The organism is Tessaracoccus zhenghani (genome assembly GCF_055326325.1).
This window is the reverse complement of sequence record NZ_JBUZNQ010000002.1, coordinates 690,177-704,760: the sequence shown is the minus strand read 5'-3', so window position 1 is coordinate 704,760 and position 14,584 is coordinate 690,177. Positions and strand designations below refer to the sequence as shown.

The following is a 14,584-nucleotide window of genomic DNA, read 5'->3' as shown; positions in this document are numbered from 1 at the left end:
GGGTTGCGCTCGTTGCGGGACTTAACCCAACATCTCACGACACGAGCTGACGACAGCCATGCACCACCTGTAAACCGACCATAAAGGGGCACCTATCTCTAGATGTTTCCGGCATATGTCAAACCCAGGTAAGGTTCTTCGCGTTGCATCGAATTAATCCGCATGCTCCGCCGCTTGTGCGGGGCCCCGTCAATTCCTTTGAGTTTTAGCCTTGCGGCCGTACTCCCCAGGCGGGGTACTTAATGCGTTAGCTGCGGCACGGAGTTCGTGGAATGAACCCCACACCTAGTACCCACCGTTTACGGCGTGGACTACCAGGGTATCTAAGCCTGTTTGCTCCCCACGCTTTCGCTTCTCAGCGTCAGGAAAGGTCCAGAGAACCGCCTTCGCCACTGGTGTTCCTCCTGATATCTACGCATTCCACCGCTTCACCAGGAATTCCATTCTCCCCTACCTTCCTCAAGTCTGCCCGTATCGGAAGCAGGCTCAGGGTTAAGCCCTGAGTTTTCACTACCGACGCAACAAACCGCCTACAAGCTCTTTACGCCCAATAAATCCGGACAACGCTCGCACCCTACGTATCACCGCGGCTGCTGGCACGTAGTTAGCCGGTGCTTCTTCTGCAGGTACCGTCACTCTCGCTTCGTCCCTGCTGAAAGCGGTTTACAACCCGAAGGCCGTCATCCCGCACGCGGCGTTGCTGCATCAGACTTGCGTCCATTGTGCAATATTCCCCACTGCTGCCTCCCGTAGGAGTTTGGGCCGTATCTCAGTCCCAATGTGGCCGGTCACCCTCTCAGGCCGGCTACCCGTCGAAGCCTTGGTGAGCCACTACCTCACCAACAAGCTGATAGGCCGCGAGTCCATCCTTGACCGCCGGAGCTTTCAAACCAACACGATGCCGTGAAGGCTGGTATCCGGTATTAGCACCTGTTTCCAGGAGTTATCCCAAAGTCAAGGGCAGGTTACTCACGTGTTACTCACCCGTTCGCCACTCGTGTACCCCCGAAAGGGCCTTACCGTTCGACTTGCATGTGTTAAGCACGCCGCCAGCGTTCGTCCTGAGCCAGGATCAAACTCTCCGTTGAAAATTATCAGTACAGACACCCCAAAAGGCACCTGCTCAACTGTCAACTAGTTTGATACCGACAAAATCCAAAAAACTGGACTTTAATCAATATTAATTCAAAGGAATCCATCCCCAACCAAAGCTGGGAGACGGGTTCGCACGACAAGACTCCGAAAAGCCTTGCCAGTGCATGTATTTGGCATTGACTTAAAGCACACTGTTGAGTTCTCAAGTTTCGGGTGCGACCCACGCTTCAACCACACCATTTTCCGTGCGATTCCCGCTTGGGGCAACTCGATCAACCTTACTCGCTTGCTGCCGGCCGGTCAAATCCGCGCCGTCTTCAGCTTGTTCGGTTGAGTTGTCTTCGCCGCTGAGCGGCTCGTCCAACTTTACTTACTTGCGCTCGGCCTGTCAAATCATTTCGATTTGGCTGAGGAGCTTGAGTAGCAGAGGCAAATCCCCCGTGACTGGGAGTTTTGCTGTTGGCGACCGCTTTCGCGGAGCCAAACTTTACTCGGCTTACCTCATCGATGTCAAACCGTCTGGTTTGAGGCCGACCGCTGTTGAGTTGTTCGTCACCGCCGAAGCGGCCTGCTACACATTACCCGTTTCCCTTGCGGCCAGCAAATCGTCGGCCCCGGGCCCGCGCCAGTCGCCCAGGCATGGAGCGGGTTCGTCTGAACGCACACTCGTCCCGTTGCTACGGCTTGGTGGGTATGGCTCCTGGTCCGTCCTGATTCAGTGCGGTGCACCTCGGAGCTTGAGGAACATTACACCTGTGCCGCAGTCCCGGCAAATCAGACCTGGGGGTGATGCGGATGCGCGCACGCCGCAGTGCATTCGTACAGTGGAGCCATGAGACTAACCGGCCGCGCCATTGCTGCTCTGACGGCGGTGCTCCTGGTGGGTTGTGCTCCCATGAGGGCTGGGGTGGTTCCGTCCCCTCTCCCCTCTTCCCCGGGTAGCGCTGCTTCGCCCACCGCTGCGTCGTCGACCCTAGAGGCTCCCAGTCCATTCGCCGCCCGCACTGTCAGCGTCAACGTGAGCGGGGACCTGTTGTGGCACAACAGTCTCTGGGCCAGCGCGGAGCTGGATGCCGGCGCGTCGGCCTCGGGGAGGTTCGACTTCGTCCCCCAGCTCGCGTCTCTGACCGACTACGTGTCGGCCGCTGATCTGGCCATCTGCCATTCCGAGGTGCCCTTCGCCCCCGCGGGAGGACCGTACGAGAACTACCCCACGTTCGCCGCACCCCAGGAGATCGCCCCGGCCATCCGGGCGACGGGTTGGGACCTGTGCACCACGGCGTCGAACCACACCATGGACCAGGGCTGGGAGGGGTTGGTGCGCACGATCGAGGTGCACCGGGCTGCGGGGATCCTGACCGCCGGCTCCTACGCCTCACCACTGGAGGCGGCCACCCCGGTGATCTTCACCACGGCCACAGGCGTGAAGGTGGCCGTGGTGAGCCAGACCTACGGGCTGAACGGTCTGGAGAGGCCGCCCGGTAAGCCCTGGTCCGTCGACCTGCTCGACGCCGAGCGGGCCGTGGCACAAGCGAGAGCGGCCAAAGACGCGGGAGCCGACCTCGTGGCGGTGCACATGCACGCCGGAGACGAGTACTCCAGCGCCGTCACCGCTCAGCAGGCCGCCTACGCCGAAGCCGTGACTGCCGCGCCGGAGGTGGACCTCGTGTTCGGGCAGCACGCCCACGTCGTGCAGCCCATCACGAAGGTCAACGGCAAGTGGGTGGTCTACGGGGCGGGCAACCTGATCGCGGCCAGCGGCCCCGCACAACCCCACACCTACGACGGGTATGTGGCCCAGATCACCTTCACGGAGCGGGAGGGCGGGGGCTTCACCGCCAGCGCCGCAGAATACGCGCCCACCCTGATCACCCCGAAGTCGGGCAGCGTGCCGGCCCGGGTGCATCTGATTCCTGATGAGCTCAGGAAGGGCACGCCGCTGTCCTCCGCGATGCTGGAATCCGCGGCGCGCACCCGCGCGGTGGTGCACTCGCTCGGTGCAGAGGGCCTGACTGAACGGCAGTAGCCGTCAAAGGTCTCAGCGCAGGCTGGCGATGCCCACCGTCTTGCGCCCGCGCCGCACGACGGCGAAGCGACCGTGCAGCAGCCGTTCCCCATCGAGCGTCAGGTCCGGGTCCTCGACCTTCTCGTTGTTGAGGTACGCGCCGCCCTCGGCAACAGTGCGGCGGGCTTCGCCCTTCGACTTCGACACTCCGGCCGCGACCATCGCGTCGACGATGGTGGCCCCGGGCTCCAGCTCGCCGCCACCGACCTCGCCGGCAACGCTACCCAGGGTTTCCGGGCTCAATTCGTGTAACTCACCGCGACCGAAGAGTGCGGCAGCCGCTGCGACAGCCGCCTCCCGTTCAGCCCGGCCGTGGACGATGTCGGTCACTTCATCTGCCAGCGCCCGCTGCGCCTCGCGCTTGAAGGGCGCCTCGATGGTGGCCTGCTCGAGGGCCTCGATCTCCTCGCGGGAGCGGAACGAGAACACCTTGAGGTAGTCCACCACCTTGGAATCCTCCGAGTTCAGGAAGAACTGGTGGAAGGCGTACGGGCTGGTGAGGCTACCGTCGAGCCAGACGGTGCCGGATTCGGTCTTCCCGAACTTGGTGCCGTCCGCCTTCGTCAGCAGCGGGGTGGCCAGCGCATGCGCCTTCCCCTGGTCTGAACGGCGGATGAGTTCCACCCCTGCGGTCAGGTTGCCCCACTGGTCCGAGCCGCCCGTCTGCAGGGTGACGCCGTAGCGGCGGTACAGCTCACGGAAGTCCATCGACTGGAGGAGCACATAGGAGAACTCCGTGTACGAGATGCCGGCCTCGAGGCGACGGGCCACCACATCCCGGGCCAGCATGCGGTTGACCGGGAAATGCTTGCCGACGTCGCGCAGGAAGTCGAGCACCGACATTGTGCTGGTCCAGTCGTAGTTGTTGACCATGGTGGCGGCGTTCGGGCCGTCGAAGTTGACGTAGCGCCCCACCTGGCCGCGGATCCTGTCCACCCATTCGTGCACCAACTCGACCGAGTTCATCACGCGCTCGCCTGATTCCTTCGGGTCACCGATGAGGCCGGTGGCCCCGCCCACCAGCATGAACGGCTGGTGGCCGGCGTCCTGCAACCGGCGGGCCAGCAGAGCCTGCACGAGGTTGCCGGTGTGGACGCTCTCCGCCGTGGGGTCGAATCCGATATAGAACTTGACCGGCCCTTCGTCCAGGTGCGCAGCCAGCGCTTCCGGATCGGTCGAATGGGCGATCAGCCCACGCCAACGCAGGTCGTCAAGTAGTGCATTCACAAGCGCCATCGTAGCGTCCGCTCCCGGGGAGCCGTTCCGCGCCCGTCTGACGGTGCGACTACCCCGCGGGCCAGCCGAGCTGCCGGTACCGCCTGCGGCGGATCGCCCTGCGGTCGCGGCCGGGCATGGTCACGACGCGGGCGACCTCGTCGTGCAGCGCCTCGCCCAACCGTCGGCAGAACTCCGCGCGGTCCCGGGCGGGGTCGTCCGGCTCCGCAACGATGCGGTCGACGATGCCGGCCGTCACCAGGTCTGCCGAGCGAACCCCCTGGGCGGTGGCCATCTCAGCCGCGTGATCGACGTCGCGGTGCACGATCGCCGAGGCCCCCTCGGGCGGGAGCGGCGCGAGCCAGGCGTGCTGTGCGGCGACCACGCGATCTGCCGGCGTCAGGGCCAGCGCGATGCCGCCGGTCCCCTGCCCCATCAAGAGGCTCACGGTGGGGCTCGGCAGGGTGAGCAACTCGCTGAGCGTCCGGGCGATCTCCGAGGCCAGCCCGCGCTCCTCCGCCTCCTTCGACAGCGCCGCCCCAGGGGTGTCGATGACGGAGATCAGGGGCAGCTTGAGCTCGCGGGCCAGCCGGATCCCCCGTCGGACCTCCCTGAGGGCGGCGGGGTCGAGCGGCCGCCCCTGGTCGTGTCGGTCCTGCCCGACGATGACGCACGGCGCATCGCCCCAACGGGCCACGGCCAGGACGGAGCCGGGGTGGGACTCACCGTCGCCGGTGCCGTTGAGCATGGTCACGTCCGAAGCGGCGACCTCCAGGAGGTCGCGGAGGCCTGGGCGGTCGTCGCGGCGGGTGCGTGCCACCGACTCCCAGGCAGGGATATCCGGCAAATCCACCGCCGACGGCAGCGGCGGCGGCATCGAACCGACGCGCTGCTGGACCACGCTGAGCAGTCTGTCAAAGGCAGCCGGCACGTCGGCGATGTCGCAGACTGCATCGATGACGCCGCGTTCGGCCAGGTTGTCCGACAGTTGCACGCCGGGCGGGAACGGGGCGCCGTAGAGCGCTTCGTACACGCGGGGTCCCAGAAAGCCGACGAGGGCGCCGGGCTCCGCGAGCGTGACGTGCCCCAGCGATCCCCAGGAAGCGAACACGCCGCCCATCGTGGGGTCACGCAGGTACACCAGGTACGGCAGGTGTTCGTCCTTGTGAGCCATGACGGCGCCGGTGATCTTGACCATCTGGAGGAACGCGACGGTGCCCTCCTGCATGCGGGTGCCGCCGCCCACCGGCAGCGCGATGATGGGGAGCCGCTCAGCGGTGGCGCGCTCGATGGCGCGGGTCAGGCGCTCCCCCGCCGAGACGCCGATGGACCCGCCGAGGAAGGCCGCATCACCGGCGACGAGCGCCACACGTCTGCCGTTGAGGGTGCCCTCACAGGCGACGACCGACTCGTCACGACCCGTCCTCGCGCGGGCGGCCTCCAGGTCGTCGCGGTACGGCTCGACGATGGCGGGATCCGGGATCGCCTCGTCCCAGGCCCGGACGGAGCCGCCGTCGAGGATGGTGGAGATGATGTCGTCCACAGTGAGTCGCGTCATTGCCTGCCCCTGTCAGCGGATGGCTTCAGGTTAGTGGGGCCTGGCCGGCATCAGAAATCCGCCAGAGCCGCCTGGGCTGCGCGGAGTTCGGCGAGCTGTTCGGCGACCCTCGCGGGCGCGGTGCCGCCCCGTCCGTCGCGCGACGCCACGGACCCCTCGACGGTGAGCACACCGAGGACGGCGTCGTCGAGGTGCTCGGAGATCCGGGGCAGGTCGTCGGCGGCGAGGTCCTGGAGGGTGATGCCCTTCAGCTCGCAATAGCGGACCGTCTCCCCCGCGACCTCGTGGGCCACGGCGAACGGCACGCCGCTGCGCACCAGGTGGTCTGCCACGTCCGTCGCCAGCGAGAAGCCCTTCGGCGCCACCTCGGCCATCCGCTCGGGATGGAACGTCAGCGTGCCGACCATCCCGGCGACGGCGGGGATCAGCACATGCAGTTGGTCGATGCCGTCGAAGATGGGCTCCTTGTCCTCCTGCAGGTCGCGGTTGTAGGCCAAAGGAAGGCCCTTGAGCGTGGCCATCAGGCCGGTCAGGTTCCCGATGAGGCGGCCGGCCTTGCCGCGCGCGAGCTCGGCGACATCGGGGTTCTTCTTCTGCGGCATGATCGAACTGCCCGTGGACCAGGCGTCGTCGAGGGTCGCGAAACCGAACTCTGCGGTGCACCACAGGATGACGTCCTCGGAGAGGCGGGACAAGTCCACGCCGATCTGCGCCAGCACGAAGGCCGCCTCGGCGATGAGGTCGCGCGCCGCGGTGCCGTCGATCGAGTTCGGCACGGACGAGGTGAAGCCCAGTTCCCGGGCCACCAGCTCCGGGCTCAGACCCAGCGACGTGCCGGCCAGGGCGGCCGAGCCGTACGGGCTGACCGAGAGGCGCTTGTCGAGGTCGTGGAGGCGCTGGATGTCGCGGACCAACGGCCAGGCGTGGGCCAGCAGGTGGTGGCTGAGCAGGATGGGCTGGGCCGACTGGAGGTGCGTGCGGCCGGGCATGACGGCACCCAGGTACTTCTCCGCCTGGGCCGCGAGCGCACTGAGGACCCCGTCGACGTCCTGGGCGATCAGCCGGATCTCCTCGCGGAGGTAGGAGCGGATCAGCGTGGCGATCTGGTCGTTGCGTGAGCGGCCGGCGCGGATGCGGCCACCGAGGTCCGCCCCGACGATGTCCTTCAGACCCCGCTCGAGGGCGCCGTGCACGTCCTCGTCGCTGTCGGCGGGCAGGAAGTCGCCTGCCTCGACGAGACGGGCCAGCTCGGCCAGCCCCTCATCCATGGCCGTGGCCTGATCCTGGGTGAGCAGGCCGGCCGCGAGCAGCGCCTTGGCGTGGGCGCGGGAGCCGGCGATGTCGTGCAGGGCGAGGCGCCAGTCGAACTGGGTGGACTTGCTCAGCGCGAACATCGCCTCGCTGGGCCCGCCCTCGAATCGGCCGCCCCAGAGTCGTCCCTGATCAGTGCTCACAAGTCTTCCTTTGCTGGTTTGCCGGTGCGGGTCATCTCGGAGACGGTCCCCACCGTTCGGATGGCGGCCTCGGTGTCGGTGGCGATCACCAGCACGGTGTCGTCGCCGGCGATCGTACCCAACACGCCGGGGAGCCCGGCGAGGTCGAGGTACGAGGCGAAATACTGCGCCGCCCCGGGCGGCGTCCTGACGAGGATCTGGGTGCCGGCGTGCCGGATGGACTGCAGCAGCTCGGCGCAGAGCCGGGCGAGCTTCTCCAGTGCGGCGTCCTCGCCCTCCTCCCCCGCGGGGGCGTACACGAGGGCACCGCCGACGGCGCGCTGCCGCACGGCGCCCAGCTCGAGGAGGTCCTTGCTGAGCGTGGGTTGGCTCACGGCGATGCCGCGCTCGGCCAGGGCGTCGATCAGTTCACCCTGCGACGTGTAGCGCGCCTCCACGAGCAACTGACGAAGCGTGGCGAGCCGGCCGACGCGGGTCAACTTAGGCATTGTCCCGGAGCAGCGCGGGAAGGGCGTCGAGGAAAGGCTGCAGGTCGTCGGGGGTCGCGATCAGCGGCGGAGCGAGCCGGATGACGTTGGGCCGCGGTGCGTTGATCACGAAGCCCGCGTCGAGGGCCGCGTCGGCGACCTGCGCGGCGTTCCCACCGGTCATCACGACGCCGAGCAGCATGCCCCTTCCGCGCACCTCGCTGATCGACGGCGCGTTCAGGCCGCGCACGGCGTCGGCGAGCCGCTCCCCGGTGCGGCGCGCGTTCTCCAGCACGCCGCCCTCCAGGGCGTCGAGCACGGCGTTGCCTGCGGCGGCGGCCACGGGATTGCCCCCGAACGTGGTGCCGTGCTGCCCGGGCTGCAGGAGGTCGGCCGCGGGGCCGGTGGCGATGCAGGCGCCGATCGGGAAACCGTTGCCGAGCCCCTTCGCCAGCGTGATGAGGTCGGCGACCGCGCTCACCGTCCGGTGTGCGAGGTATTCGCCGCACCGCCCGAGACCGGTCTGCACCTCGTCGACCCACATCAGCGCACCGTGCGCCCGCGTGAGCTCGCGGATCTCGGCGAGGTAGCCGTCAGGCGCCGGCACCACGCCGTTCTCTCCCTGCACCGCCTCGACGACGACGGCGGCCACAGTGTCGTCGACAGCGGCCCGCAGCGCCTCGATGTCGCCGTAGGGGACGAACGTGACGTCGCCCGGAAGGGGCACGAAGGGTTCGCGGTACTTCGCGTTGGCGGTGATGGCCAGGGCGCCCATGGTGCGGCCGTGGAAGGCCCCCTCCATCGCGATGATGCGCGTGCGGCCGGTGAGCCGGGTCAGTTTGAAGGCGGCCTCGTTCGCCTCGGTGCCGGAGTTGGTGAAGAACACCCGCGCACCGGAGTCGCCGGTCAGCGCGGCGAGCCGCTGCGCCAGCCGGATCTGCGGCTCGCTGGCGAAGAAGTTCGATACGTGGCCGAGGCGGCCGAGCTGTTCGGTGATCGCCTGCGTGACGCCGGGATGGGCGTGGCCCAGGGCATTGACCGCCAGGCCGGAGAGCAGGTCGGTGTACTGCCTGCCGTCGGTGTCCCAGAGGTGCACGCCCTCGCCGCGCTCGAAGATGCGCTTCGGGGCGCCGAAAGCGTTCATCATGACCTCCCCGTAGCTGGCCGTGAGTTCGTCCTGCGTCATCAGTTGCCTTCCTTCGCTACGCCGGCATTGGTGACCATGGTGCCCACGCCCTGGTTGGTGAAGATCTCGAGCAGCAGGCAGTGCGGGACGCGGCCGTCGAGGACGGTCGCCGAGGTGACCCCGCCCTCGACCGCCCGGACGCAGGCCTCCATCTTGGGGATCATGCCGGCGTCGAGCGCGGGCAGCATCTCGCGCACCTCGTCGGTGCTGATCTGCGTGATGATCGAACTCTCGTCGGGGTAGTTGGCGTAGACGCCGGCGACGTTGGTCAGCATGACGAGGCGCTTGGCGCCGAGGGCGACGGCGAGCGCAGCCGCGGCGGTGTCGCCGTTGACGTTGTACACCTGCCCGTCCGAATCCGGGGCGACCGTGGCGACCACGGGGATGCGCCCGGCGTCGATGAGGTCGTTGATGCCTGCGGGGTCCACCGCTTCGACGTCGCCCACCAGGCCGAGGTCGATCTCCTCGTCGTCGACCATGAGCCCGCGCCGCTTGGCGGTGAAGAGACCGCCGTCCTCACCGGACATACCGACGGCGAACGGGCCGTGCTGGTTGATCAGGTTGACGAGTTCGCGGCCCACCTGGCCCACCAGAACCATCCGCACCACATCCATCGCCTCCGGCGTGGTGACGCGCAGGCCGCCGCGGAACTCCGAATCGATGTCCAGCTTCTTGAGCATCGACGAGATCTGCGGCCCGCCGCCGTGCACCACCACCGGCTTCACCCCGACGCGGCGCAGGAACACGATGTCCTCCGCGAAGGCGCGCTTGAGGTGCTCGTCGGTCATGGCGTTTCCGCCGTACTTGATCACGACGGTCTGACCGGCGTATTCAGCGAGCCAGGGCAGGGCCTCGATGAGGGTGGATGCCTTGGCGATCAGTTCGGGCTGCTGGTGGGACTGGGGCCTGGTCATCATTTAGGTGGAGTACTCCGCGTTCTCCTTCACGTAGTCATACGTGAGGTCGTTGGTCAGGATGGTTGCTGCGGCGTTGCCGGCGTGGAGGTCGACGGTCACGGCGACGTGGCGCCCGGAGAGGTCAACGAGGTTGCGGTCGTCGCCGATCTGCCCGCCCCGGCACACCATGACGCCGTTGAAGGAGACGTCGAGGTCGTCGGCGTTGAACTTCGCGTCGGTGACACCGATGGCCGACAACACCCGCCCCCAGTTCGGGTCTCCGCCGAAGACGGCGCACTTGAACAGGTTGGAGCGCGCGATCTCGCGGCCGACCACCTCGGCGTCGCGCTCGGTTGCGGCTCCGGTGACCTCAATGGCGATCTCGTGCTGGGCGCCCTCGGCGTCGGCGATGAGCTGGCGCGCCAGGTCCTGGCAGACGTCCACCAGCGCTGCGGTGAAGGCGCCGATTTCCGGGCGCACCCCGGCGGCGCCGGACGCCAGCAGCGCGACGGTGTCGTTGGTGGACATGCAGCCGTCGGAATCAGCCCGGTCGAAACTGAGCCGGGTGGCCTCCCGCAGGGCCTTGTCGAGGTCCTTGGCGCCCAGGTCCGCGTCGGTGGTGAGGACCACCAGCATGGTGGCCAGGCCGGGTGCCAGCATCCCGGCCCCCTTGGCCATGCCGCCGATCGACCACTGGCCGACGGTGACGCCGGCCTGCTTGGCCACCGTGTCCGTGGTCATGATCGCCGCAGCGGCCGCCGCTCCCCCGTCGGTGGTGAGGGCCGAGCACGCGGCGTCGACGCCGGGGAGGAGCTTGTCCATCGGCAACCGCACCCCGATGAGCCCGGTGGAGCAGACGGCGACATTGTCGATGATGAGCCCGAGGTTCGAGGCGACGCGGGCCGCCGTGGCGGCGGAGTCCTTGTAGCCCTCGGCACCGGTGCAGGCGTTGGCCCCACCGGAGTTGAGCACGATCGCCTGGAGCTGGCCGTCGGAGACAGCCTGCCGCGACCACTTGACCGGCGCAGCGAAGACCCGGTTCGTGGTGAAGACCGCGGCGGCCGCCATGGACGGGCCGGTGTTGTGCACGACGGCGACGTCGGGCTTACCGGACGCCTTCAGGCCGGCCGTCGAGCCGGAGGCGGTGAAGCCCTTGGGGAGGGTGACGCTCACGGGGCAACTCCTACGGTGCTGAGGCCGGTGGTCTCCGGCAGGCCGAGGGCGAGGTTCATGGACTGGACGGCGCCGCCCGCGGTGCCCTTGGTGAGGTTGTCGATGGCAGAGATGGCGATCAGGCGCCCGGCCGTCTCATCGACGACGACCTGCACCGTGACGCGGTTGGACCCGACCACGGCTGCGGTCTGGGGCCAGACGCCTTCGGGGAGAAGATCGACGAAGGGCTCGCTCTCGTACCGGGTGGCGTAGGCCACGCGGGCGGAGGCGGTGGTCACGCCGTCGGCGACCGGGGCGGAGCAGGTGGCCAGGATGCCGCGGGGCATGGGGACCAGCAGCGGCGTGAAGCTCACGTTCACCGCGGCGTCGGTGACGTCGGAGAGGTTCTGCACGATCTCGGGGGTGTGGCGGTGCAGGCCACCGACGCCGTAGGGGCTCATGTTGCCCATGGTCTCCGAGCCCAGCAGGTCCGGCTTGAGCGACTTGCCGGCGCCGGACGTGCCGGAAGCGGCGACGACGGAGATCTGGGAGGCGTCGATCAGGCCGGCCGCGACGGCGGGGAGGAGTGCCAGCGTGATGGCCGTCGGGTAGCACCCGGGCACCGCCACCCGTCTGCTTCCAGCGAGGGATTCGCGGGCGCCGGGCAGTTCGGGCAGGCCGTAGGGCCACGTGCCTGCGTGCGGGGAGCCGTAGAACTTCTCCCACTGCGTGGCGTCCCGGAGCCGGAAGTCTGCTCCGGCGTCCACGATCAGCACGTCCTGGCCCAGTTGCTCGGCGATGGCGGCGGAGGTGCCGTGCGGCAACGCGAGGAACACGACGTCGTGACCGGCGAGCACTTCGGCGGTGGTGGGCTCGACCACGCGGTCTGCGAGCGGCGCGAGATGCGGCTGGTGGTTGCCCAGGCGGTCCCCCACACTGGAGTTGCCGGTGAGGGCACCGATCGTCACATCCGGATGCTGCAGCAGGAGCCTCAGCAGTTCCCCGCCCGCGTAGCCGGTGCATCCGGCCACCGCCACTGAATACGTCATGGGGGAAACTATTCCATAGATCGAATAGATATGCCACCGCGCTCGAACCATGGTCACAGTCCGGCGTCAGCCGCAGCGTCTACGCTTACCGCATGAGTTTCATGCGCTCGTTCATCGCGCTCACAGTCCTGCTCATGGCCGTGGCCGTCGGGTTCGGGGCCATGGGCGCCCACTGGGTCGACCGGCTGGCGCGCACTCCTGCGCCCATGCAGCGTATCGTCGGCCCGCTGGCCACGGACAGCGAGATCACCGCGGAGTTGTCCTCCACCCTCACCGCTGAGGCGAAGAAGGCCGTGCCTGCGGAGATGCTCGAACTGCCGCTCATCGGCGAACAGATCAACCAGGTCATCACCGTCGCGGTGATGACCGCGCTCGCGGACCCAAGCGTGCAGCGCGCCTGGAACGAGTCCATCGACCGTTCCCGCGTGGCCTACGTGAAGGCTCTCGATGCGGTGCGCGAGGACGAGACGTTGGAGGCTCCCACCATCTGGTTCGACCTCTCCCCCTTCGCCCAACTGGGGAAGGCGAAGCTGATGGAGGTCTCGGCAGAGCCGCTGCACCCCTATCTCGAACAGGTCCAGTTGGCCGATGTCCGCCTCCCGCTGGGTCAGCCGTCGGAGTCCATCACCCAGTCCATCGCCGACGGCGTGGGCGCCGCCCGCAACTGGCCGTGGTTCTACGCGGCGGCCGGGGCGCTGGCGGTCATCGGCCTCCTCATCGGGTCGCGGCGCGGCCGCTGGGTGGCGCTTCTCCTGGCGGGCGCGGCGGCGGTGGTGGGCCTGTGGTTCGGCCGGCTCACCGTCGAGAGGGTCGCCTTCCCCGAGGGTGACTCCCTGGCCGCCGCGGTGCGCACCCGGATCGTCGAGGGCGGTACCCAGTCGTTCCTGGACTTCACCCAGCCAGCGCTGTACGTCGCCTACGGACTGATCGGCCTGGGCCTGCTGGCCCTTCTCCTCGCAGGAGCCACCAGGCGCTCCTAGGCGAAGACGACCGGCTTCTGCGACCAACCGCCCAGCGGGCGTTCGGCGCGGACGCCGGGCTGATCCGGGGGAAGCGACAGATCCCTGGTGGCGTCGAGCACCTCTTCGAGGAGGATGCGCAACTCCAGAGTGGCCAGCGGCCGGCCGGGGCACACGTGCGGGCCCGCGCCGTAGACCAGGTTCGCCCCGGCATTGGCCTCGGGCTCGTACCGGTCCGGGTCCGGGAAACGCGCCGGGTCGCGGTTGGCCAGCGTCCAGTCCACGACGAGGCGCTGACCGTGGGCGACGGGGCAACCGCCCACCTTCGTCTCACGCGTGGCGACACGTCGGTTGCTCACGAACGGGTCGTCGATGCGGAGCAGCTCGTCGATGGCCGCGGCGAGGGCCGACGGATCCGTGCGCCGGGAGCGGACTTCCGCCTCGATGGCCGGGTCCTCCGCCAGCTGGTGGAGGACGACGCCCGCGCAGAGGGCCAAGGACCCGAGGTCGCCGCCCGTCCAGTTGCGCAGGATGGAGATGATCTCCGGCCGCGCCAACTGCCGGCCGTCGACCTCCTGACGGATGAGCTCGTCGGTGACATCCTGGGACGGCTCGCTGAAATGCGCCGCCCGCGGGTCCACCACGCGCCCGATGATGTCGTCGAACCACTGCGCCACCTCCGTGGTGCGCTCGAGGTCACCCGAGCGGGAGGCGCTGGCGTTCTCCGCCACCCAGTCGATCAGTTCCTGCCGCAGGTCCGGTGACCAGCCGAGCCAGGCCAGCATCGCGTCGACGGCGAACTGCACGCCCAGGCCGTGAATGACTTCGACGGGCTCACCCTTCGGCACGGCGGCGACGGCTCGGCGGGCCACCTCCCGGACCGGTCCTTCGAGGGCAGCCATCCGCTCCTCGTTGAAGTAGGGGTCCAGCGCACGCCTGAAGGCGGCGTGCTCCTCACCGTCGAGCCCGTTGGGTACCTGCAGGAAACGCGACACCTTGCTGGAGAACGTCTCGGGGTCCTGCACCACGGCGAGGGCCTCGGCGTGTCCGGTCACCCGGATGGTGTCGCCGTCAGGGAAAGCGCTCATGGTTTGACACTAGCGGATTGGAATAACAGGGGCACCTGGGTTGCGCCGTCAGGCCTGGGGAATGGCCCGGCCCTCGGTGTCGACGACCTCCCGGGTGCCCAGCACCCTGTCCAGTTCCACGACCGCCTCAAGGGTGGCGGCATCCTCGCTGTCACGGGAGCTCTCGTCGATGAGGACCTCGATCACGACCTGCTCATCGGTCTCCTCGGTCACCTCCACGGCTGCGACGGTGTCGCCGGCGGCGGCCTGGATCTGGAGGGTGAGCGCCTGGGAATCAGGATCGCCCGAATAGGTGGACGGACTGACTTTCACGGTGTCGGTGCAGGCCATCAGGGCGCACGCGAGCGCAACTACCGCGATCCAGATCGCCGGCCGGGAACCACGTCGCTGTCGGTTCATG

The 14,584-nt window shown here is 68.1% G+C and carries 12 protein-coding genes and 1 rRNA gene; 2 read left to right on the top strand and 11 right to left on the bottom strand.

The window, feature by feature from the left end; translation table 11 throughout:
* Positions 1-1,088, bottom strand: a 16S ribosomal RNA gene (locus ACZK4S_RS07055); the annotation flags it as partial.
* Positions 1,089-2,113: 1,025 nt separating this feature from the next.
* On the opposite strand from ACZK4S_RS07055, the gene ACZK4S_RS07050 reads away from it, so the two are divergent.
* Positions 2,114-3,121 (top strand): CapA family protein, encoded by a 1,008-nt coding sequence (locus ACZK4S_RS07050; RefSeq protein ID WP_463643824.1) that lies wholly within the window; start codon positions 2,114-2,116, stop codon positions 3,119-3,121.
* Positions 3,122-3,133: 12 nt separating this feature from the next.
* Here the strand turns inward: ACZK4S_RS07050 and tyrS are convergent, their stop codons facing one another.
* From tyrS to argC, 8 genes are read right to left on the bottom strand one after another with little or no spacing between them, the layout of a single operon-like run.
* Entirely contained in the window at positions 3,134-4,387 is a 1,254-nt protein-coding gene (gene tyrS / locus ACZK4S_RS07045) for a tyrosine--tRNA ligase (RefSeq protein WP_463643823.1), read from the bottom strand.
* 58 nt (positions 4,388-4,445) lie between these two features.
* Positions 4,446-5,933 (bottom strand): carboxyl transferase domain-containing protein, encoded by a 1,488-nt coding sequence (locus tag ACZK4S_RS07040; RefSeq protein ID WP_463643822.1) that lies wholly within the window; start codon positions 5,931-5,933, stop codon positions 4,446-4,448.
* A gap of 50 nt (positions 5,934-5,983) precedes the next feature.
* A complete protein-coding gene (gene argH / locus ACZK4S_RS07035) occupies positions 5,984-7,387 on the bottom strand; it encodes an argininosuccinate lyase (RefSeq protein ID WP_076063977.1) in 1,404 nt (467 codons plus the stop codon).
* Complete coding sequence (locus ACZK4S_RS07030) at positions 7,384-7,875, bottom strand: arginine repressor (protein WP_076063975.1); 492 nt, start codon at positions 7,873-7,875, stop codon at positions 7,384-7,386. The genes argH and ACZK4S_RS07030 overlap by 4 nt, the downstream gene beginning before the upstream one ends.
* On the bottom strand, positions 7,868-9,040 hold the full coding sequence (locus ACZK4S_RS07025) for an acetylornithine transaminase (RefSeq protein WP_463643821.1): 1,173 nt from the start codon (positions 9,038-9,040) through the stop codon (positions 7,868-7,870). Before ACZK4S_RS07025 ends, ACZK4S_RS07030 begins: the two co-directional genes overlap by 8 nt.
* Complete coding sequence (gene argB, locus ACZK4S_RS07020) at positions 9,040-9,954, bottom strand: acetylglutamate kinase (protein ID WP_463643843.1); 915 nt, start codon at positions 9,952-9,954, stop codon at positions 9,040-9,042. Before argB ends, ACZK4S_RS07025 begins: the two co-directional genes overlap by 1 nt.
* A gap of 3 nt (positions 9,955-9,957) precedes the next feature.
* Complete coding sequence (argJ, locus tag ACZK4S_RS07015) at positions 9,958-11,109, bottom strand: bifunctional glutamate N-acetyltransferase/amino-acid acetyltransferase ArgJ (RefSeq protein WP_463643820.1); 1,152 nt, start codon at positions 11,107-11,109, stop codon at positions 9,958-9,960.
* Complete coding sequence (argC, locus tag ACZK4S_RS07010; RefSeq protein ID WP_463643819.1) at positions 11,106-12,137, bottom strand: N-acetyl-gamma-glutamyl-phosphate reductase; 1,032 nt, start codon at positions 12,135-12,137, stop codon at positions 11,106-11,108. Before argC ends, argJ begins: the two co-directional genes overlap by 4 nt.
* 92 nt (positions 12,138-12,229) lie before the next feature.
* Here argC and ACZK4S_RS07005 point away from each other — a divergent pair, with 92 nt between their 5' ends.
* Positions 12,230-13,117 (top strand): hypothetical protein, encoded by an 888-nt coding sequence (locus ACZK4S_RS07005; RefSeq protein WP_463643817.1) that lies wholly within the window; start codon positions 12,230-12,232, stop codon positions 13,115-13,117.
* On the opposite strand, the gene ACZK4S_RS07000 is transcribed toward ACZK4S_RS07005, so the two are convergent.
* Positions 13,114-14,184 carry a cytochrome P450 gene (locus ACZK4S_RS07000; RefSeq protein WP_076063965.1) on the bottom strand — a complete coding sequence of 357 codons (1,071 nt, stop codon included), beginning with the start codon at positions 14,182-14,184 and terminating at the stop codon, positions 13,114-13,116. The genes ACZK4S_RS07005 and ACZK4S_RS07000 overlap by 4 nt on opposite strands.
* Before the next feature lie 48 nt (positions 14,185-14,232).
* On the bottom strand, positions 14,233-14,583 hold the full coding sequence (locus tag ACZK4S_RS06995; protein WP_143571058.1) for a hypothetical protein: 351 nt from the start codon (positions 14,581-14,583) through the stop codon (positions 14,233-14,235).
* Between the last annotated feature and the right edge of the window lies 1 nt (position 14,584).